Here is a 20735-nt window from a genome sequence, read left to right on the forward strand (position 1 = left end):
CCATGACCGCATTTTTCCATCGCCAGGACGGCGCGCTTGCCGTCGAGCAGGTGCCCCTGGCGCGCATCGCCGCTGAATTCGGCACGCCCACCTTTGTGTACTCGCGCGCCGCGCTGACGGCCGCGTACCAGGCCTACGCCGCCGCCTGCAAGGGCCGCAACGCGCAGGTGCAGTACGCCATGAAGGCCAACTCCAACCTGGCGGTGCTGCAGGTATTTGCCAAGCTTGGCGCGGGCTTCGATATCGTGTCGGGCGGCGAACTGAAGCGCGTGCTGGCCGCCGGTGGCGATCCGCGCAAGGTGGTGTTCTCCGGCGTGGGCAAGAGCGCGGCGGAAATGGAACTGGCGCTGGCACACGACGTGCGCTGCTTCAATGTGGAGTCGATCCCCGAGCTCGACCGCCTCAATGAAGTGGCCGGCCGCGTCGGCAAGCGCGCGCGCGTGTCGCTGCGCATCAATCCCGACGTCGACGCCAAGACCCACCCGTATATCTCCACCGGGCTGAAGGGCAACAAGTTCGGCATCGCCTTCGAGGACGTGCTGCCGACCTATCGCGCCGCCGCCGCGCTGCCGCACCTGGAACTGACCGGCATCGACTGCCATATCGGGTCGCAGATCACCGAGGTCGAGCCCTATCTGGAAGCGCTGGACAAGGTGCTGGACGTGGTCGAGGCGCTCGAGCGCGAAGGCATCCGCCTGGAACACATCGACGTGGGCGGCGGGCTGGGCATCACCTATACCGATGAAACCCCGCCCGACATCACCGGCTTTGCCACCACGCTGCTGGAACGCGTGGCGGCGCGCGGCCATGGCCACCGCGAAGTGCTGTTCGAGCCGGGCCGCTCGCTGGTGGGCAACGCCGGCGTGCTGCTGACGCAGGTGGAATTCCTCAAGCCCGGCGCGGCCAAGAACTTCTGCATTGTCGATGCCGCCATGAACGACCTGGCGCGCCCGGCCATGTACGAGGCCTACCACCGCATCGAGCCGGTGGTGCTGCGCGACGCGCAGCCGGTGACCTACGACATCGTCGGCCCGGTATGCGAGTCGGGCGACTGGCTCGGCCGCGACCGTGCGCTGGCGGTGGAACCGGGGGACCTGCTGGCGGTGATGTCGGCCGGCGCCTACGGCTTCACCATGAGCTCCAATTACAACACCCGACCACGCGCCGCCGAAGTCATGGTCGATGGCGCCAGCGTGCACCTGGTGCGCGAGCGTGAACTGGTCGAGGACCTGTTCCGCGACGAGCGCCTGCTGCAGGACTAAATCTCCGGGCCCGGCCCGCCTACGCGGCGGGCTGGCGCGCCCCCGCGGCCGGCTTGCGCAGCCGCCACCAGACCCGCATCCCCAGCAGCACAAACACCACCGCTGCATAGATCGACACTTCGCCGAAGTCGTTCTTGCCCGCCTTGTGCCACCAGTAGTGCAGGATCGCCAGCACGGCGATCGCATAGACCAGCCGGTGCAGCGCCTGCCAGCGCTTGCCGCCCAGGCGCCGCACCATGCCGTTGGTCGAGGTCAGCGCCAGCGGGATCATCAGCATGAAGGCCGTGAACCCGACCGTGATAAACGGCCGCTTGTACACGTCCTTGATCATGTAGGCGAGGTCAAACCCGCGGTCCACCCCGATCCACAACAGGAAATGCTGCAGCCCGTAGAAGAACGCGAACAGGCCCAGCATGCGCCGCAACCTGATCAGCCAGTTCCAGCCAGTGAGCCGGCGCAATGGCGTGATGGTCAGCGTCAGGCAAAGCATCACCAGCGTCCACGTGCCGGTCGAGCGCGTGACGAATTCGAGCGGGTTGGCGCCGTACTGTCCGGTCGCGCCCAGGTACAGCAGCCGCACGAAGGGCAGCAGCGCCAGCAGCCAGACCGCGATCTTGACCGCGCGCACGCGTTGCGGCGCGAGCGCTGCCAGGCCGGCCAGGCCAGCCGGTTTGCGTGCGGCCGCCGCGGCCGCGCCGGTGGAGGGAGTAGCCATGCCGTCGCCTTGCCTCAAAAGAACTTCTTCAGGTCCATGCCCTGGTACAGCGCGGCCACCTGCTGGCCGTAGCCGTTGAACGGCAAGGTCTTGCGCTTGGGCGCGAACAGCGCGCCGAAGCCGCTGCCGCGCTCCTCGCCGATGCGCCGCTCGGTCGCCTGGCTCCAGCGCGGGTGGTCGACGTCGGGGTTCACGTTGGAGTAGAAGCCGTATTCCTGCGGCGCGGCCAGGTTCCAGCTGGTCGGCGGCTGCTTGTCGACAAAGCGGATCTTCACGATCGACTTGGCGCTCTTGAAGCCGTACTTCCACGGCACCACCATGCGCACCGGCGCACCGTTCTGGTTGGGCAGCACCTCGCCGTACAGGCCGAAGGTGAGCAGCGCCAGCGGGTGCATCGCTTCGTCCATGCGCAGGCCTTCGCTGTAGGGCCAGTCGAGCACGCGGCTGCTGACGCCGGGCATCTGCTTCTTGTCGGCCAGCGTGATGAACTGCACGTACTTCGCCCCGGGCTGCGGCTCGGCACGCCTGATCAGCTCGGCCAGCGGATAGCCGATCCACGGGATCACCATCGACCACCCTTCCACGCAACGCAGCCGGTAGACGCGCTCTTCCATCGGCGCGATCTTCATCAGCTCGTCCAGGTCATAGACCTTGGGCTTCTTCACCAGCCCTTCCACCGAGACCTGCCACGGACGCGGGCGCAGCGTGCCGGCGTTGCGCGCGGGGTCGGACTTGTCGGTGCCGAACTCGTAGAAGTTGTTGTAGGTGGTCACGTCCTCGTAGGGAGTGCGCTTCTCGGTGATGACGTAGGCGTTGTTGGCGGTGGCGGCCAGCTTGGGGCCATGTTGCCCCGCCTGCGCATATGCCTCGCGCATCAGCCACGGCGCCAGCGCCGAGCCGGCGGCGCCCGCGGCGGCGAGGCCCAGCAGGCGCCGGCGCGCTGCGAACACATGGCGCGGCGTGATCTCGCTGGCGGCGATGTCTTCGCCACGCAGCCACTTGGGGGACGGAATCAGCATGTTGTGCCTCGTTGCTCATACGAACCCGCGCACCACGCGCGGGCCGGCCTGCAGGTTTGACTGGCCGCGGGGGCCGATAGTGCTTGCCGATCGCGCCAGACTTGGGGAGGGGTTGCTAGCCCCCCTGGTACTGGCGATACACCGCCTGCGCCAGCGTCAGCAGGCGCGCCCGCTCCAGCGGGGCGGCCAGCGCGAAGCCCATGTCGCGGTCGATCCAGTAGAACGCCATCGGGTCGCCGCCGGCAGCGGCCCGCGCGCGCCGTTCGCGCGGCATGTGTTCGACGCGGAAGCCCGTGTCGGGCGTGCCCTGCGCCATGCGCCGCAATTGCAGCGACAGGCGCGTGCCGTCATCCGATTCATACATCAGGATCGCCGACGGGCCGCCCTCGGCCACGCCCAGCCGCCCGCCAATCAGGTGGAAGCCCTGCGGGCGCAGGTCCGGCACCTGCAGCGACATGCCCAGGCGCCTCGACAGCCAGGCGATCAGGTGGGCCTCGTCGTTGGCCGCGACTTCGACCGGGTGGCGCATCTCGGGCGCATAGACCGCGTGCGTGGCCAGCGCCTCGCGGGCAAAGCGCTCGCCCGGGGCCATCGCCACGGTGGGGCCCATGCGGCCGTGAGCGATCCAGCCCACCGCGCCGCCCACCGCCAGCAACGCCACCGATGCGCAGGTGGCGGCCAGCGCCATTGGCCAGCGCGGCCGGTGCCTGCGTGCCGACTCGCCGCGGCGCCTGTCGCCATGCAGCGCGGGCGGCAGCGCGGCCAGGGGCACCGGTTCGTTCAGCACCGGGTCCAGCGCGCCGTGCAGCGCGTCGGCCTGCCGCCGCCAGGCCGCGACCTGCGCCGCCGCCTCGGGGTGCTGCGCCAGGTACGCTTCCACGGCCGCGCGGCGCGCGCCGCTGAGCTGGCCGTCGGCGTAGGCGTGAAGGTCGGCTTCGTGGATGCCGGACATCATTTCACCCGCTGCAGGGAATTGCCGGAGGCGTTCACGGCGGCCTCCGGCGCGGAAACATGGGTGCCGTCGAGCAGCCGCCGCATCTGCTCGCGCGCCCGCGCCAGCCGCGACATCACCGTGCCCGGCGGGATGTCGAGCACGCGCGCGGCCTCGGCATAGGTCAGTTGTTCGAGGCTTACCAGCAGCAGCACCGCGCGCTGCGGCTCCGGCAGCTGCGCCAGCGCCTGTACCAGGTCACGGCGCAGGCCGGGGTCGTCTGCAGGCGCGCTGACCTCGGGCAGGATTTCGGTTGCCACCACCAGTTCCTTGCGGCGCACGGCATTGAGCCGCAGCCGGTGCATCAGCGTCAGCAGCCACGGCAGCAGGCCATCACCACCGTCGCCCCACCATGCGCCGGGGCGCAGGCGGAAGCGCCAGCGGTAGCGCAGCGCACGCTCGAGCGTGTCCTGCACCAGGTCGTCGGCTTGCGCCGCGTCACCGGTGAGGCCGCGCGCGTGGCGCCGCAGCCGCGGCGCCAGCGCAACGAGCTGGCCGTCAAACCCTTCCATGCCTGGCTGCCGCAGCGCTCGCCTTGCCGTCAGGGCTTGACGATGTGCCAGACGTTGTTGACGTTGTCGCCAGTCCGGTCGCCCGCCTTGGCGTCCTTGGCGAAGCGGTACAGCGGCATGCCGCGATACGCCCACTGCTTGCTGCCGTCGTCCCGCGTGATGATGGTGTACTGCCCTGTCGGGCTGGTGCCGGGGGCGGCCAGCAGCGGCGGCCAGTTGGTGGCACACGGGCCGTTGCAGGCGCTCTTGCCGCTGCCGGCGGCATCGCGGTCGAAGGTGTACAGCGTCAGGCCCTGCGGGTCGGTCAGCACGCCGTTGGTCACCTTCACCGTGGGCGGCATGTTGCCGGCGCCGCCGCCACCGCCCAGGCCCATGCCGGAACAGCCGGCGAGCAGGACAGCCGCACAGCCGAGCGCGAGCGCGGCGGGACGAACGAGGGATGCTGCAGTGGTAAGACGCACACGTGCCATGATGTTGTTCTCCATGCAAACCGGTGCCGCCAGCCGGCACCGTTCAACAAGTAAACACCGGATAAGGCGCATTTATTCCGTCACATCGGAAAAAAAGACGAAAAAAACCTGCCCGGAGGCAGGTTTTTTGCATCGCACCATGGCGCCGTCAGAGTTCGCCGTAGCTGTGCAGGCCCGACAGGAACATATTGACACCGAGGAAGGCGAAGGTCGTCACCAGCAGGCCCACCAGCGCCCACCAGGCCGCCACCGTGCCGCGCAGGCCCTTCATCAGCCGCATATGCAGCCACGCCGCATAGTTCAGCCAGACGATCAGCGCCCAGGTTTCCTTCGGATCCCAGCTCCAGTAGCCGCCCCAGGCCTCGGCCGCCCACAGGGCCCCGAGGATGGTAGCGATGGTGAAGAAGGCGAAGCCGACCGCGATGGCCTTGTACATCACGTCGTCGAGCAGCTCCAGCGACGGCAGGCGCTCGGCCAGGATGCCGCGCTGCTTGAGCAGGTACGCCACCGACACCATCGCCGCCAGCGCAAAGGTGCCATAGCCGATAAAGTTGGCCGGCACATGGATCTTCATCCACCAGCTCTGCAGCGCAGGCACCAGCGGCTGGATCTCCTGCGCATTGCGGCTAACCGTGTACCAGAGCAGGAAGCCCACTGCGGCGGACACCACCAGCATCACGAACGGACCCAGCGCGCGCGTGGCGTAGCGGCCTTCGTAGTACAGGTAGAACAGCGAAGTGATCAGCGTGAACAGCACGAACACTTCGTACAGGTTCGAGATGGGGATATGGCCGATGTCGGTGCCGAGCAGGTACGACTCGTACCAGCGCACCAGCATGCCGGTGAAGCCCAGCACGATCGCGCCCCAGCACAGCTTGCTGCCGATGCTGTAGCCGGTGTTCGAGCGCGTCGCCAGCCCGACCCAGTAGAACAGCGTGGACAGGAACACCAGCGCGCTCATCCACAGGATGGCCGACTGGCTCGACAGGAAATACTTGAGGAAGAACGCCTGCTCGGCACGCGCGAGCTGCCCCTGGTAGAGCTGGATGGCGAACAGCGACAGCGCCGCCAGCGCCAGCATCAGCGGGCGCACCGGCTTCCAGTGCCAGCCGAGCAGCGCGAAGGTGGGCACGGCGCCGATCAGCACCGCCTTGTCGTAGCCGTCCATCCACCGGCCGTATTGCGACAGCGCCACGCCGGCGCCGACCGCCAGCGCCACGGCGAAGAGCCAGTCCACCCAGGTCAGGCGTCGCAGGAAGGAGGGTTCGAGATAGGCCTCGTCGGCGGCGCCGGATTGGTCCTGCGTGGCGCCGCGCAGTGTGGGGTTGGCCTGTTTCACGTTTGAAGACATAGCGTACCTGCTCGTTACTTCGCTGGTTACTCGCGCGGATGGATCGCGTGATCGTTACGAGGCGGCCGAAGGCTGCGGCCCATCGCCACGGCCACCCGCGGCGCGGCCGATATCGTCACGCAGCGCGGTGAATTCCTTCTCGAAATCCAGCGTGCGGCGCTGGGTCGACATCGCCATCAGCACATGGCTGCCCGGCTCCATGCGGGGGCCTTCGGCGGGCTGGTCCTTGATCCAGACCCAGACGCGGCGCTCGCGGATATAGAACATTGCGAACACGCCCAGCACCAGCAGCAGGCAACCAAGATACACGATGTTCTTGCCCGGCGCACGGGTCATCTGGAACACACTGGCCTTGATTTCCTTGAAGTCGTCGAGCTGCAGAAACACCGGCGCGCTGTAGAAGAAACTGTCCGACAGCGCGTTGATCGCCTGCTGCAGGAACGCGCCGCTCTGTGCACTGTTGGCCACCACCGGCAGCTTGTCCTGCGCGCGTGCGAGCTGCCACAGTTCCCACATCGAGCCGTTCAGGATCTTCAGCAGCACGTCGGCAGCCTTCTGCTGCTCGGCCGACGGCACCGACTTCTCCAGGAACGCGGCAATCGCGGTAAAGCCCCCAGGCGGCGAGTCAGGCGTGGGCCGCGTGGCGCCGGCAAAGAGGTCCATCGCACGCAGCGAGCTTTCGGCAAGCTGGCGGCGCAGCTCCGCCTTGTCATCTCCCGGCATCGACGCCAGCGCGAAGCGCCGCGCGGCCTCGCTGCGCAGGCCGCGATCCTGCAGCGCGGCGCGCAACCGCATCCAGTCGGCCACGGTGCCCTGGTCGTCGGCGGGGATGCGCAGGTAGCGGAACTGCTCGCTCGGCGATTCGCGCATGCCGGCCAGGAACACCGACTGGCCCTCCATCTGCACCGGCACCATGTAGTTGTTGTACTCGCGCGCCTGCCCGTTGCGGTCGCGCAGCTTGTACTGCACCGACGGCCCGACATTGCGCAGCGTCTTGGCGCGATCCGCACTGGCCGCGGCCCCCAGGTGCTTTTCCAGCGCATCGTTGAAGGCATTGCCCGACTTGCGCGCCACGCCGCGTGCGTCGGGCTTGCCCGAGGCATCGGTGACGTTCTCGATATTCATCAGCCGGAAATCGCTGAACTCGACCGTCAGGCCCTCGCTGTCGGCGCTGGTGCCCGTGCCCGCCAGCGTCTTGTTGCTACCGACCGCGCCATCGAGAACAAAGGTACCGCGGCCGCTGCCCTGCATCGGGTAGCCGACAAACTTCAGGCGCGAGCCGCCGTCCTCGAAGCTCGACTGGTAGATGGCGATGCCGTCAACGATCAGCGGCTCGTTGACCTTGATGGTGGCCTCGGTCTGCTTGCCGGTGGCGCGGTCGGTGACGACCACGTCCGAGGCAAACAGCTTCGGCATGCCGGTCTCGTAGAAGTCGATCTTGAACTTCTTCAGCGTGATGGTGAACGGCAGGTCCTGCACCAGCGCGCCGTCGGCGACGTTCAGGATGGCGGTGGACACGCTCGCGCCCTCGGGCACGAAGGCGTTGCCGCGAAAGCCCGGGTTGCTGGCCGACAGCCGGTTCTGCGGCGGGATCTCGCTGATCACGGCGTTGCCGCTGACGGGAGTCTTGCCACCGAACCACATCTGCGCGCGGATCAGCATGTCGCCGTCCAGCAGCCCGCCGATGCAGATCACCACGATGGCGATGTGCGCCAGGATATAGCCGGCCTTGTTGGCGGCGCCGGCCTTGGCCGCCAGCAGCGTGGCGCCGTCATGCTCGACCGCCTTCAGGCGGTAGCCGCGGTTGCGCAGCAGCGCCGACAGCCGCGTCACCGCCTCGGCGCGCGGCCGTGCGCCGTCGAACTCGCCGCGGTGGTGGAAGGCGCGCAGGCTGCGCTCGCGCACATGGTCCTTCCACGAGCGCATGTCGGCCACCATCTTGGGGGCGTTGCGCACCAGGCACAGCGAGGTCGACACCACCAGGAAGGCCAGGATCAGCAGGAACCACCATGAGCCGTAGACCTTCTGCAGCGACAGCGCGTGGAAGATATCGGCCCAGAACGGCCCGAACTGGTTGACGTAGTTGGGGTACGGCTCGTTCTGCTTGAGCACGGTGCCGACCACGCTGGCGATGGAGATCACCGTCAGCAGCGCGATCGCGAAGCGCATCGAGGACAACAATTCGACCGCGTCGCGCAACACGCGGTGAGAGGTCTTCAGGTGCAGCCCTGAAGTGGAAGCGGTCGACATGTGAACGGAACCTGAAACAGCGTGCAGCTTTGAAATAAAAAAGGGTGGACATGCTTTATCAAGCAGGCCACCCTTTTTGATTGTGACGAGCGCGCCGGCGCCTGGAGGCGCCAGCGGCAGTTCGCCAGCCAGTCCTTAGCGGACGCCGGCGACGTAGTCCGCCACCGCCTTGATCTCGGCATCCGACATCTTGGCGGCGATGGTCGTCATGACCGAATTGTTCTTGCGGGTGCCCTGGCGGAATGCCACGAGCTGTGCCTCGGTATAGTCCGACCACTGTCCGCCGATGCGCGGGTACTGGGCCGGAATGCCGGCGGCGGTCGGGCCGTGGCAGGCCGCGCACGCGGGCACGCCCTTGGCGGCGATGCCGGCACGGTAAATCTTCTGGCCGGCTTCGATGGTGTCCTTGTTCTTCGCAGTGGCGGGCTTGAGCGACTGCTTGGCCAGGTAGGCGCCGATGTTCCGCATTTCCTCGTCGGTCAGCACCGATGCCATCGGCGTCATGATCGCGTTGTTGCGGGTCTTGTCCTTGAAGTTGGCCAGCTGCTTGTGGACGTACTCGGGATGCTGGGCGGCCAGCTTCGGGTTCGCGGCGGCGGCGCTGTTGCCGGCGGCGCCGTGGCAGCTCAGGCAGGCGGGCACATTGCGATCGGGAGCACCTTGCGTGTACAGCGTTTCGCCCTTGGCCGGGTCGGCCTTGGCGGCGGCCTGCTCTGCGGCAGATGCCAGTCCGGAAAGGGCGGCTGCAGGAACGGCCAGAGCCAGGACACCCAGAATCTTCGCAATGCGGTTCATTCGCACACCTTCTCTGAATTGTTTTGGATACCGTAATGCATGCCGGCCGGCAACCTGCTGGCGGTGAGGACGCGCCTGTGCAGAGGCCTGACATCGTGACGGCCCGCGCGCGGCTGACCGAGCCGCAACTGCGTCCGACTGGCGGCAGACCTCCGCCATGGCCCAACCCCGGGCACCTCGCACCTCGCACCGACAGTCCGATGCAATGCGCAATGCGGGGCAAGGCCCTGCCCACGATGGAACGACATACTCGGCTTCCCGCCCGGACAACGGCAGCCGAGGCACGCAGCCGGGGATGGCCCGCGTCACCCGGTCAGGAGACCGTAAACCGGCGTATTGTACAATAAGTTATGTGCCGGATTGATGCCTTGCGCCCCGCTGAGCCCCGTTGAACCGGCTCGGGGCTGCGCCAGATCAAGCCCCGGCCGGCGGCCATGGCCGCCTGCCATCCCACCCTGGCGGGACCCCGGCCCACACGCGCCATGCGCGCCGCCGCGGCGCCCCGCCCCACCGCTCGAGCGCATGTCCCTCCTTCACCAGGCCCGCTTCTTCATTACCGTCAACCACCTGCGCGACCTGCCCGCCACCGCCGTGCCGGAGGTGGCGTTCGCCGGCCGCTCCAACGCCGGCAAGTCCACCGCCATCAACATCCTGTGCAACCAGAAGCGGCTGGCGTTCTCGTCGCGCACGCCCGGCCGCACCCAGCACATCAACTACTTCTCGGTGGCCCCGGTGAAGGCGCCTGATCCGCTCGCCTTCCTGGTCGACCTGCCGGGTTATGGCTACGCCGAAGTGTCGGGCTCGGCCAAGTACCACTGGCAGGGCTTGCTGAGCGACTACGTGCAGAGCCGGCCGCAGCTGTCCGGCCTGATCCTGATGATGGATGCGCGGCGCCCGTTCACCGACCTCGATTGCCAGATGGTGGAGTGGTTCCTGCCGACGGGCCGGCCGATCCACGTGCTGCTGACCAAGGCCGACAAGCTGACCAACAGCGACAACGCGAAGGCGCTGCGCGAGACGCGCAAGATCCTGCAAGGCTATGCTGAGCAACTGGAAACGCCTGTGCCGCTGACGGCGCAGCTCTTCTCCAGCCTGAAGCGCCGCGGCATCGAAGAGGCGCAGGGTGTGATCGCAAACTGGCTGAACCTGCCGGAAGCGCAGAAGAACGTGAAGCAGGAAGAAACGCTGGCTGGCGCCGGCAAGACCGAGCCGCCTGCCGCCGATCCCGCAGCGTGAGTGCAACGCCCGCGCGGACATGATCCGGCGGGCGCGCAAAAAAAAGCCCCGCTGCAAGCAACGGGGACGAACTTTCCCGCCGCGTGGGCGGGTACCCGCTCAGGGAGGAGTAGCGGGGGACACCGCGCCACGCAGGGCGCAACGCAAAGTGTCCGCGAGTATGATAGCGGGCACGTTCAAAAGTTTAGTTTTTCTTCAGCCGGCATCCTTGCGCCGTGCGCGCAGTGCCATCCCGGCCCGCTTTCTTGTCCAGCCCTCCGCCAACAAGCCTGCCATGTCCACCTTCCCCGAGTACCGACCGCGCCGCATGCGCCGCGATGATTTCTCCCGCCGCATGATGCGCGAGCATCGCCTGTCCCCGGACAACCTGATCTACCCCGTGTTCATCCTCTACGGCCACAACCAGCGCCAGCCGGTGGCGTCGATGCCGGGCGTCGAGCGCGTCTCGGTCGACCTGCTGATGCCGGTGGCCGAAGACTGCGTGAAGCTCGGCATCCCGGTGCTCGCGCTGTTCCCGGTGATCGACCCGTCGCTGAAGACCCCCGATGGCATCGAAGCCACCAATGCAGAAGGGCTGGTGCCGCGCGCGGTGCGTGCGCTCAAGGACCGTTTCCCTGAACTGGGCGTGCTGTGCGACGTGGCGCTCGACCCGTACACCAGCCACGGGCAGGATGGCGTGCTCGACGACAACGGCTACGTTATCAACGACGTGACGGTCGAGATCCTGGTGCGCCAGGCGCTGGCCCAGGCCGAGGCCGGCGTGGATATCGTGGCGCCGTCGGACATGATGGATGGCCGCATTGGCGCGGTGCGCACCGCGCTGGATGACCACGGCCATATCCATACGCGCATCATGGCGTACTCGGCCAAGTATGCGTCGGCGTTCTACGGTCCCTTCCGCGATGCGGTGGGCTCGGCCGCCAACCTGGGCAAGGGCAACAAGATGACCTACCAGATGGACCCGGCCAATACCGACGAGGCGCTGCGCGAAGTGGCGCAGGACATCCTGGAAGGCGCCGACATGGTGATGGTCAAGCCGGGCATGCCGTACCTGGACATCGTGCGCCGCGTGAAGGACGAGTTCCGCTTCCCGACCTACGCCTACCAGGTCAGCGGCGAGTACGCGATGCTGAAGGCCGCCGCGCAGAACGGCTGGCTTGACCACGACAAGGTCATGATGGAATCGCTGCTGGCGTTCCGCCGCGCCGGCGCCGACGGCATCCTGACCTATTTCGCGCGCGACGCCGCGCGCCTGCTGACCGCCTGACGCCTCGATAAAGCCTGCCTATGGAACTGCTCGGCTTCTCGGCCAGCCAGGTACATCCGCTCGCCTCGCTGGCCGAGGCGGCCAGCTTCCTCGGTGGCAATGCCGCCGCGCTCTTCGTGTGGGCGGATTTCTCCACCGAGGAAGTCACCACCGCGCCCGATATCTGGCGCGAGAGCGTGCGCCAGCTTACCGGCGCGCCGATCCTCGACCTGCACCTGGCCGACGCCACCAACCCTGCGCATCCGTCCTACTTCGATACGACCCATGCGTACGACATGGTGATCTTCCGCAAGCTGACCTTCGAAACCAGCCGCGCCATTGCCGAAGCCGAGCCGCAGGAAGCCGCGGCCAGCGGCGCCGGTACGGCCAAGGCGCCCTTCGACGGCGCCGCGCGGCCCCGGCGCTATCCACCTGGCTTCCTGCCGGCGCTGGCCCGGATCGACACGCAGCCGGTCACCTTCTTCGCCTTCGATACGGTGCTGGTGACGGTGCGCTCCGGACCATCGCGCACCATCGACCAGGTGCGACAGCGCCTGCTCGAGCTGTGCCAGGCGCCGCGCCCGCAGCCGGCGCTCGTGCGCAGCAATGGCCAGCCGCTGATCCATGGCGTGCGCCCGCCGACCCGGCCCGAGGATCTGATGCTGCGGCTGCTCAATGCGATGGTGGACCGCTACCTGGAACTGCGCGCACCGTTGACACGCCAGCTCGACCGCTGGCAGCGCGCGCTGCTTAATTCGCGCCGCAGCTTCTCGAGCTGGGAAGGCTTGCTCGATGCGCGCATCCAGCTACGCAAGCTGGAGCACCTGAGCGAGGAACAGCGCGATGCGCTGCAGGAATTCCGCGACAGCCTGCTCGACAACCGCTACAGCAGCAACCAGCCCGGCGGCGCGGCCAATGCGCCCGGGCGCGACGAAGTGCTGCTGGTGCGCATCAACGACGTGATGGAGCATATCCAGCGCGTGCTGGCGCATGCGCGGCGGCTGGAGGATTCGATCGAATCGGCGGTGCAGATCCATTTCTCCGCCGTGGCGCACCGGACCAACCGCACCATGCGCACGCTGACGCTGATCACCGCGCTGTTCATGCCGCTGACGCTGATCACCGGCATCTTCGGCATGAACTTCGATCGCATGCCGTGGCTGCGCGAGCCGGAAGGGTTCTGGTGGTCGATCGGGCTGATGGGCGCCGTGGCCCTGGTGCTGGCGGCGCTGTGGGGGCTGGGGCGGCGGCTTGAGCGCTAGCGCCCCGCAGGCGCAGGTACGCCTCAGGTACTGGTGCGCGTACCGAAAGCACGCTCCAGGCTTTCCAGGAAGCGGTTGGCCGACTGGTAGCCGATCACGCGCACCGGGCGCTCGCGCCCGTCCGCGCCAAACAGAATGATGCCGGGCGGCCCGAACAGGCCGAAGCGCTTGAGCAACGCCTTGTCATCGGCATTGTTGGCGGTGACATCGGCCTGCAGCAGCACGATCTCCGACAGCCGCGCGCGCACGCGCGGATCGACGAAGGTCATGCGCTCCATCTCCTTGCAGCTCACACACCAGTCGGCATAGAAATCCAGCAGCACGGGCTTGCCCGCGGCGGCGGCCTGCGCCACGCGGGCGTCGAGTTCGGCCACGCTGCGCACGCGCTCGAAGCGCACCGCCTGCGCCCCGCCCGCCGCCTCGCCACCGCTGCGGGACACGCTCAGGTGCGACAGCGGCTGCAGCGGATCGCGCCCGCCCGAGGCCACGCCGATCAGCACGATTGCCGCGGCGATCGCGAACAGCACGCCCATGCCCTTGCCCACGCGCGCCAGGTTGCGCGGGTCCTGGCCCAACCCGTCGAAGGCGCCCAGGAACACTGCGGCCACCAGCAGCAGCGCCGCCAGCAACAGCATCGTGACCCAGGCCGGCAGCACCGGTCCCAGCATCCACAGCGCCACGCCCAACAGCAGGAAGCCAAAGAAACGCTTGGTTACTTCCATCCAGCGCCCGGCGCGCGGCAGCAGGTTGCCCGCGCCCACGCCCACCAGCACCAGCGGCACGCCCATGCCGAGCGCCATCGCGAACAGTGCCGAGCCGCCGATCACCGCGTCGCGTGTCTGTGCGATATAGGCCAGCGCACCCGCCAGCGGCGCGGTCACGCAGGGACCGACGATCAGCGCCGAGATCGCGCCCATCGCCGCCGCGCCCGCCACCTGGCCGCCCTGGCGGCGGTTGGACGATTCGGTCAGCCGCGTCTGCCAGCGCTGCGGTAGCTGCAGTTCATAGAGCCCGAACATCGACAGCGCCAGCGCTACCATCAGCGCCGCAAACAGGCCCAGCACCCACGGCGTCTGCAGCGCGGCCGACAGGCCCTCGCCCAGCAGCCCCGCGGCCACGCCGACGGCGGTGTAGACAACCGCCATGCCCAGCACATAGGCCAGCGAGACCACCAACGCACGGCTGCGCGTGACATGCTCGCCGACGACGATCGACGACAGGATCGGCACCATCGGCAGCACGCACGGCGTAAAGGTCAGCAGCAGGCCCAGGCCGAAGAACAGCGCCGCGATGACGCCGAGGTTGCGGCTGGCCAGTGCGCCGGCAATGCGGTCGCTGTCGTCGGCGCGCAGCGTCGCGGCTGTGCCCGGCGTGGCGGGGGTGGGGGCTGGAGCCGGCGCGGCCGCGGGCGCATCGGAGCGCCCGCGCTTGCCGAACAGCTCGGCCAGCGCGCCGCCTGCGCCCACCTTGAATGCGCTTTCCATCGGCGGATAGCAGAGCCCCTTGTCGGCGCAGCCCTGCGAGGTGACCGTCAGCGACCACTTGCCGTCGACCGGCGCCGACTCCACCGGCACGCGGATCGTCACGCTGTCGCGATAGGTCTCCATCTCCTTGCCGAAGGTGTCGTCGAACTTGACCTTGCCCTGCGGGAAGTCGGGCGTGCCAAGCTTCACGCCCGCCGGCTGCGCGGCGAAGGCGAAGCGCTCGCGGTACATGTAGTAGCCGGGCGCGACGTCGAAGCGCACCTCGACGCTCTTGTCGTCGAGCTGCCGCGCGGCAAAACGGAAGGCCTGCTCCGGCGGCAGGAAATCGTCTTCCGTGGCGGCATGCGCCGCGCCTGCGAGGCACAACCAGGCCAATGCCGCCAGCAGCGCTGCGGCAATATGCCGCGCCCAAACCTGGCCGCGCGAGCGCTCCGGAAGTGCCAAACCGATGTTCATGAAACTGTTTCCTGTCTGTCTTGATCTGTCGACGCTGCCGTACCTACTGCTGCGCGGCGGGCGGCGCGGCGCTGCCTGTCTCGGCATGGACCCACGCCAGATAGGGCGCGTAACCCGCTGCCAGCGGCCAGGCGATGATCTCCGGCACGTCATAGGGGTGATGTTGCCGGATCACGGCCTCCAGTGCAGCGTAGCGCGCACGCGTGGTCTTGATCAGCAGCGGCCATTCCTGCGCGCGCTCCAGCGCGCCCTGCCACCAATACTCCGATTCGACCGCCGCCAGGCGGTTCACGCAGGCGGCAGCGCGGGCATGCAGCACTGCCTGGGACAGTGTCGCCGCGGTCTCGGCATCGGGCGTATTGGTGATCACGACGATCACCTCGGCCGGATCGGTATGGGGGTCGGTATGGCTTTGCATCGACACTCTCCTTGCGGCGTCCCAAAAACAAAAGAGCCAGGCGGATGCCTGGCTCGATTGTAAAGCGGTGTGGCCGGACCCGTCGCAGCGACGGGTCGGGAAACCAACCTTATTCCGCGGCTTCTTCAGCCGGGGCTTCGGTGATTTCCGGACGGTCCACCAGTTCGACCAGCGCCATCGGCGCGTTGTCGCCCTGACGGAAGCCGAACTTCAGGATGCGGGTGTAGCCGCCCGGACGGGTGGCGTAGCGCGGGCCCAGTTCGGTGAACAGCTTGGTGACCATGTCGCGGTCGCGCAGACGGGCGAAAGCCAGGCGGCGGTTGGCAACGGTGTCCTTCTTGGCCAGCGTGATCAGCGGCTCGACAACCTTGCGCAGTTCCTTGGCCTTGGGCACGGTGGTCTTGATCAGCTCGTGCTGGAACAGCGAGTTGGACATGTTGCGCAGCATCGCGAGACGGTGCGACGAGGTGCGGTTCAGTTTCCGCAGACCATGACGGTGACGCATGATGATTCCTTTTCAGATTAGTGTTTGACCAGCTCTTCTATCGTCCGATGCGGCTGGACGCGGGCCGGTAGTCATACGGGCCCCGGCTGCGAAGCCGGGACGGTTACCGCGGTGCGGGACAGATGCCCCGCGCCACAATTACTTCTCCAGACCTGCGGGCGGCCAGTTCTCGAGCTTCATGCCGAGGGTCAGGCCACGCGAGGCGAGGACTTCCTTGATCTCGTTGAGCGACTTGCGACCCAGGTTCGGGGTCTTAAGCAGCTCGTTTTCGGTACGCTGGATCAGGTCGCCGATGTAGTAGATGTTTTCGGCCTTCAGGCAGTTGGCCGAACGCACCGTCAGCTCCAGGTCGTCGACCGGGCGCAGCAGGATCGGATCGATCTGCGGCGTGCGGCTCGAAGCGGCCTCGGCGGCCGACTCGGTGCCTTCCAGCGCGGCGAACACGGACAGCTGGTCGACCAGGATGCGGGCCGACTGGCGGATCGCTTCCTCGGGCGAGATCACGCCGTCGGTTTCGATGTTCATCACCAGCTTGTCGAGGTCGGTACGCTGTTCCACGCGAGCGGATTCAACGGCGTACGACACGCGGCGCACCGGCGAGAACGAGGCGTCCAGCACGATGCGGCCGATGACCTTGCCCGACTCGTCGCCGAACTTGCGCACGTTGCCCGGCACATAGCCGCGGCCCTGCTCGACCTTGATCTGCATGTCCAGCTTGCCGCCGGCGGACAGATGGGCGATCACGTGGTTCGGGTTGATGATCTCGACGTCGTGCGGCAGCTCGATATCGGCAGCCGTGACCACGCCTTCGCCATCCTTGCGCAGCGACACCGTGACTTCGTCGCGGTTGTGCAGCTTGAACACCACGCCCTTCAGATTGAGCAGCAGGTTGACGACGTCTTCCTGCACGCCATCGATGGTGGAATACTCGTGGACCACCCCAGCGATCGTGACTTCGGTCGGTGCATAGCCGACCATCGACGACAGCAGCACGCGACGCAGGGCGTTACCGAGCGTATGGCCGTAGCCGCGCTCGAACGGCTCCATCACGACTTTGGCGTGATGGTCGCCCAGAGGCTCGACGGCGATGATTTTTGGCTTGAGGAGTGCTGTTTGCATTAGGTTGTCCTTTTCAATACCCTCGGCTCGTTACACCGATAAGGCTGACGTTTGGAACCTGAAAATCCCATCGTGAGATGGGCGAAGCCCGACCGCGCGTATCGCGCGTCGGGCTGAAAAAGAAGCTTTGCGACGGACGCAAGCTCTGGGATCGTTCTGCTCGGTTGATTAACGCGAGTACAGTTCGACGATCAGGCTTTCGTTGATGTCACCAGCGATATCGGCACGATCCGGGGCTTGCTTGAAGGTGCCTTCGAACTTCTTGGCATCCACGGCGACCCAGGTCGGGAAGCCCGACTGCTCGGCCAGCGACAGCGCTTCAGCGATACGGACTTGCTTCTTCGACTGCTCGCGGATGGTGATGATGTCGCCCGACTTGATCTGGGCCGACGGCACGTTCAGGGTCTGGCCGTTCACCAGGATCGCCTTGTGCGACACCAGCTGGCGCGCTTCAGCGCGGGTCGAGCCGAAGCCCATGCGGTACACCACGTTATCCAGGCGCGATTCCAGCAGTTGCAGCAGGTTTTCGCCGGTGTTGCCCTTGCGGCGGTCGGCTTCGGCAAAGTAGCGGCGGAACTGGCGCTCGAGCACGCCGTAGATGCGCTTGACCTTCTGCTTTTCACGCAGCTGGTTGCCGTAGTCGGAGGTGCGGGCACCCGAGGTACGGCCGTGCTGGCCAGGCTTGCTGTCCAGCTTGCACTTGTCGGCCAGCGAACGGCGGGCGCTCTTCAGGAACAGGTCGGTGCCTTCACGGCGGGAAAGTTTGGCCTTCGGGCCGGTATAACGTGCCACGTTGTCTTCCTTTGATCGATCACGGCGCCTGTGTGGACGCGCCGCGAGTCCGCCAACGCTGTGCTACCCGGTATTCCGGGAGACCGTGACGGACGGTGGGCTTATTGAGCGCGTTCCGTTGCCGGAAACGACGCTGAAAGCATTTACCAGTGCGCCGGCATGGAAATGTGCTGTATCAGACATTCCCTCGACGCAAAACGAAAACCTGCCGCATCGAAATGCAGCAGGTCAACGCGCGATACTACCATATCCGATTCCGGCTGGTAAACCCGCCGGACCGGACACGCCAACCCTTAGATGCGGCGGCGCTTCGGCGGACGGCAGCCGTTGTGCGGAATCGGCGTGACGTCTTCGATGATCGCGATCTTGATGCCCAGCGCGTTCAGCGCGCGGACAGCCGATTCACGACCCGGGCCCGGGCCCTTGATGCGCACTTCCAGGTTCTTGATACCCTGGTCTTGCGCCACACGGCCGGCGTTCTCGGCAGCAACCTGGGCAGCGAACGGGGTCGACTTGCGCGAACCCTTGAAGCCCTGGCCACCGGCGGTCGCCCACGACAGAGCGTTGCCCTGGCGGTCGGTGATCGTGATGATGGTGTTGTTGAACGATGCGTGGACGTGCGCAATGCCGTCGGCAACGTTCTTCTTGACCTTTTTACGCGCGCGAGCGGCGTTATTCGGACCTTTTGCCATTAGTTTCTTCCTCTGCCTTCGGCTTTACTTCTTCAGAGCCACGCCGGCCTTGCGCGGACCCTTGCGGGTGCGGGCATTGGTCCGGGTACGCTGGCCGCGCATGGGCAGGCCCTTGCGGTGACGCATGCCACGATAGCAACCAAGGTCCATCAGACGCTTGATGTTCATCGTGGTTTCACGACGCAGGTCACCCTCGACCGTGACCTTGCCCACTTCGTCACGAAGCTTTTCCAGGTCGGCGTCGGTCAGATCCTTGACCTTCTTGTCAAACGGTACACCGGTGGCCTCGCAAATCTTGCGAGCGCGCGAGCGGCCGACACCATAAATGGCCGTCAGGCCGATTTCGGTGTGCTTGTGGTTCGGGATGTTAACCCCTGCGATACGTGCCATTCGTCAATCCTCTTTCCGATTAGCCTTGGCGTTGCTTGTGGCGGGGATCCGACGAGCAGATCACGCGCACGACACCGTTGCGCTTGATGATTTTGCAGTTGCGGCAAATGCGCTTAACAGAAGCCAGCACTTTCATGATTTTTCCTCTTCCTTCAATTCCTGTTCGCTCACTTCGTCCGGAAGACGATTCGTGCGCGCGACAGATCATATGGGGTCAGCTCGACCGTCACCTTGTCACCCGGAAGAATCCGGATGTAGTTCATTCGCATCTTGCCGGAGATATGGCCCAGTACTACATGGCCATTTTCCAACTTGACCCGGAACGTCGCATTGGGAAGGTTTTCCAGGACCTCCCCCTGCATCTGGATGACGTCGTCTTTTGCCATACCTAGCCTGTACCGATCCGAAGTCAGCGCAAGGTCAGATTGCCCTTGAAATTCGCCTTCTTCAGCAGCGACTCATATTGCTGCGACATCACGTAAGACTGAACCTGAGCCATGAAGTCCATCGTGACGACCACGATGATCAGCAGCGAGGTTCCGCCAAAGTAGAACGGAACGTTCCACCGCAGCACCAGGAATTCCGGCAACAGGCAGACCAGTGTGATATAGACCGCACCAGCCAGCGTCAGGCGCACCAGAATCTTGTCGATATAGCGCGTCGTCTGCTCGCCCGGACGAATGCCCGGAATGAAGGCACCGCTTTTCTTCAGGTTGTCTGCCACTTCACGGCTGTTGTACACCAGGGCCGTATAGAAGAAGCAGAAAAATACAATCGCAGCAGCGTACAGCAGGATGTAGACCGGCTGGCCCGGCGACAGCGTGGCAGCCAGGTCCTTGATGAACCCACCCACCGAGCCGGTCGCATCGGACGTGAACCAGCCCGCGATCGTCGCCGGGAACAGGATGATCGACGATGCGAAGATCGGCGGAATCACCCCTGCCATGTTCAGCTTCAGCGGCAGGTGCGACGACTGGCCGCCGTACACCTTGTTGCCGACCTGACGCTTGGCATAGTTCACCAGGATCTTGCGCTGGCCCCGCTCGACGAACACCACGGCGAAGGTCACCCCGATCACGATCGCCACGATGAAGATCGCCGCGATGATGCTCATGGAACCCGTGCGGACCAGTTCGAACAGTCCGCCGATCGCGTTGGGCAGGCCCGCCGCGATACCGCCGAAGATGATGATCGAGATGCCGTTGCCCAGACCACGCTCGGTGATCTGCTCACCCAGCCACATCAGGAACATCGTGCCGGTCACCAGCGTAATCACTGCCGTGGCCCGGAACATCAGGCCCGGATCCAGCACCAGCCCAGGCTGCGACTCCAGCGCCACCGCAATCGACAGCGCCTGGAACGTGGCCAGGACCACGGTGCCGTAGCGCGTGTACTGCGTGATCTTGCGCTGCCCTGCCTGCCCTTCCTTCTTCAGCGCTTCCAGCTGCGGCAGCACGATCGTCAGCAACTGCATGATGATCGACGCCGAGATGTACGGCATGATGCCGAGCGCGAAGACGGTAAAGCGCGACAGCGCCCCGCCCGAGAACAGGTTGAACATCCCGAGGATGCCACCCGACTGACTCTGGAAAAGCTTCGCAAGCTGCTCCGGATCGATACCGGGCACCGGAATATGAGCGCCGATGCGGTACACGATCAGGGCCAGCACCAGGAACATCAGCCGGCGCTTGAGGTCGCCGTACTTCGCCGTGTTCCTGGCTTGCGCGCTTGCATTGGGTTTCGCCGTGGCCAAACGATGCTCCGACTATA

General features: G+C 66.3%; 22 protein-coding genes. 4 read left to right on the forward strand and 18 right to left on the reverse strand.

Annotated elements, in window-relative coordinates:
* The first annotated feature begins 2 nt into the window (after positions 1-2).
* Positions 3-1262, forward strand: a complete 1260-nt coding sequence (gene lysA, locus AB1I47_RS08860; RefSeq protein WP_354683399.1) for a diaminopimelate decarboxylase — start codon at positions 3-5, stop codon at positions 1260-1262.
* Between the two features lie 19 nt (positions 1263-1281).
* Here lysA and msrQ read toward each other — a convergent pair whose 3' ends face one another.
* From msrQ to AB1I47_RS08900, 8 genes are all read right to left on the reverse strand, one after another.
* Positions 1282-1977, reverse strand: coding sequence for a protein-methionine-sulfoxide reductase heme-binding subunit MsrQ (gene msrQ, locus AB1I47_RS08865; RefSeq protein ID WP_354683400.1), 696 nt, complete (start codon positions 1975-1977; stop codon positions 1282-1284).
* A 14-nt stretch (positions 1978-1991) separates the two neighbouring features.
* Positions 1992-2996 (reverse strand): protein-methionine-sulfoxide reductase catalytic subunit MsrP, encoded by a 1005-nt coding sequence (gene msrP / locus AB1I47_RS08870; RefSeq protein WP_354683401.1) that lies wholly within the window; start codon positions 2994-2996, stop codon positions 1992-1994.
* Between the two features lie 115 nt (positions 2997-3111).
* Complete coding sequence (locus AB1I47_RS08875) at positions 3112-3951, reverse strand: anti-sigma factor family protein (protein ID WP_354683402.1); 840 nt, start codon at positions 3949-3951, stop codon at positions 3112-3114.
* The gene (locus AB1I47_RS08880) at positions 3948-4499 is read right to left on the reverse strand and encodes an RNA polymerase sigma factor (RefSeq protein ID WP_354683403.1); all 552 of its coding nucleotides are present in this window, start codon (positions 4497-4499) and stop codon (positions 3948-3950) included. Before AB1I47_RS08880 ends, AB1I47_RS08875 begins: the two co-directional genes overlap by 4 nt.
* 29 nt (positions 4500-4528) lie before the next feature.
* Positions 4529-4969 (reverse strand): COG4315 family predicted lipoprotein, encoded by a 441-nt coding sequence (locus AB1I47_RS08885; protein ID WP_354683404.1) that lies wholly within the window; start codon positions 4967-4969, stop codon positions 4529-4531.
* A 148-nt stretch (positions 4970-5117) separates the two neighbouring features.
* Entirely contained in the window at positions 5118-6320 is a 1203-nt protein-coding gene (gene ccsB, locus AB1I47_RS08890; RefSeq protein ID WP_354683405.1) for a c-type cytochrome biogenesis protein CcsB, read from the reverse strand.
* A gap of 54 nt (positions 6321-6374) precedes the next feature.
* Positions 6375-8570 (reverse strand): cytochrome c biogenesis protein ResB, encoded by a 2196-nt coding sequence (locus AB1I47_RS08895; RefSeq protein ID WP_354683406.1) that lies wholly within the window; start codon positions 8568-8570, stop codon positions 6375-6377.
* Positions 8571-8705: 135 nt separating this feature from the next.
* On the reverse strand, positions 8706-9365 hold the full coding sequence (locus AB1I47_RS08900) for a c-type cytochrome (protein ID WP_354683407.1): 660 nt from the start codon (positions 9363-9365) through the stop codon (positions 8706-8708).
* Positions 9366-9887: 522 nt separating this feature from the next.
* Here AB1I47_RS08900 and yihA point away from each other — a divergent pair.
* The 3 genes from yihA (at position 9888) to AB1I47_RS08915 (ending at position 13109) form a co-directional block, all read left to right on the forward strand.
* The gene (yihA, locus tag AB1I47_RS08905) at positions 9888-10601 is read left to right on the forward strand and encodes a ribosome biogenesis GTP-binding protein YihA/YsxC (protein ID WP_354683408.1); all 714 of its coding nucleotides are present in this window, start codon (positions 9888-9890) and stop codon (positions 10599-10601) included.
* A gap of 274 nt (positions 10602-10875) precedes the next feature.
* A complete protein-coding gene (hemB, locus tag AB1I47_RS08910; RefSeq protein ID WP_354683409.1) occupies positions 10876-11868 on the forward strand; it encodes a porphobilinogen synthase in 993 nt (330 codons plus the stop codon).
* A gap of 20 nt (positions 11869-11888) precedes the next feature.
* Positions 11889-13109 (forward strand): magnesium transporter CorA family protein, encoded by a 1221-nt coding sequence (locus AB1I47_RS08915; protein ID WP_354683410.1) that lies wholly within the window; start codon positions 11889-11891, stop codon positions 13107-13109.
* A gap of 23 nt (positions 13110-13132) precedes the next feature.
* Here AB1I47_RS08915 and dsbD read toward each other — a convergent pair whose 3' ends face one another.
* From dsbD to secY, 10 genes are all read right to left on the reverse strand, one after another.
* Positions 13133-15049 carry a protein-disulfide reductase DsbD gene (gene dsbD / locus AB1I47_RS08920; RefSeq protein ID WP_354683411.1) on the reverse strand — a complete coding sequence of 639 codons (1917 nt, stop codon included), beginning with the start codon at positions 15047-15049 and terminating at the stop codon, positions 13133-13135.
* Between the two features lie 43 nt (positions 15050-15092).
* The gene (gene cutA, locus AB1I47_RS08925) at positions 15093-15467 is read right to left on the reverse strand and encodes a divalent-cation tolerance protein CutA (RefSeq protein WP_354683412.1); all 375 of its coding nucleotides are present in this window, start codon (positions 15465-15467) and stop codon (positions 15093-15095) included.
* Positions 15468-15576: 109 nt separating this feature from the next.
* Positions 15577-15972 carry a 50S ribosomal protein L17 gene (gene rplQ / locus AB1I47_RS08930; protein ID WP_010812373.1) on the reverse strand — a complete coding sequence of 132 codons (396 nt, stop codon included), beginning with the start codon at positions 15970-15972 and terminating at the stop codon, positions 15577-15579.
* A gap of 138 nt (positions 15973-16110) precedes the next feature.
* Positions 16111-17091 (reverse strand): DNA-directed RNA polymerase subunit alpha, encoded by a 981-nt coding sequence (locus AB1I47_RS08935; RefSeq protein ID WP_010812374.1) that lies wholly within the window; start codon positions 17089-17091, stop codon positions 16111-16113.
* Positions 17092-17259: 168 nt separating this feature from the next.
* Positions 17260-17883, reverse strand: coding sequence for a 30S ribosomal protein S4 (rpsD, locus tag AB1I47_RS08940; RefSeq protein WP_354683413.1), 624 nt, complete (start codon positions 17881-17883; stop codon positions 17260-17262).
* A gap of 293 nt (positions 17884-18176) precedes the next feature.
* Positions 18177-18575 carry a 30S ribosomal protein S11 gene (gene rpsK / locus AB1I47_RS08945; protein WP_010812376.1) on the reverse strand — a complete coding sequence of 133 codons (399 nt, stop codon included), beginning with the start codon at positions 18573-18575 and terminating at the stop codon, positions 18177-18179.
* Positions 18576-18599: 24 nt separating this feature from the next.
* Positions 18600-18965 (reverse strand): 30S ribosomal protein S13, encoded by a 366-nt coding sequence (rpsM, locus tag AB1I47_RS08950; protein ID WP_010812377.1) that lies wholly within the window; start codon positions 18963-18965, stop codon positions 18600-18602.
* 19 nt (positions 18966-18984) lie between these two features.
* A complete protein-coding gene (rpmJ, locus tag AB1I47_RS08955; protein ID WP_008642959.1) occupies positions 18985-19101 on the reverse strand; it encodes a 50S ribosomal protein L36 in 117 nt (38 codons plus the stop codon).
* Positions 19102-19132: 31 nt separating this feature from the next.
* Positions 19133-19351 (reverse strand): translation initiation factor IF-1, encoded by a 219-nt coding sequence (infA, locus tag AB1I47_RS08960; protein ID WP_010812378.1) that lies wholly within the window; start codon positions 19349-19351, stop codon positions 19133-19135.
* A gap of 23 nt (positions 19352-19374) precedes the next feature.
* Positions 19375-20718 carry a preprotein translocase subunit SecY gene (gene secY, locus AB1I47_RS08965; RefSeq protein WP_010812379.1) on the reverse strand — a complete coding sequence of 448 codons (1344 nt, stop codon included), beginning with the start codon at positions 20716-20718 and terminating at the stop codon, positions 19375-19377.
* Positions 20719-20735 lie beyond the last annotated feature (17 nt).

This window comes from Cupriavidus necator (assembly GCF_040578825.1).
GTDB lineage: Bacteria > Pseudomonadota > Gammaproteobacteria > Burkholderiales > Burkholderiaceae > Cupriavidus > Cupriavidus necator_E.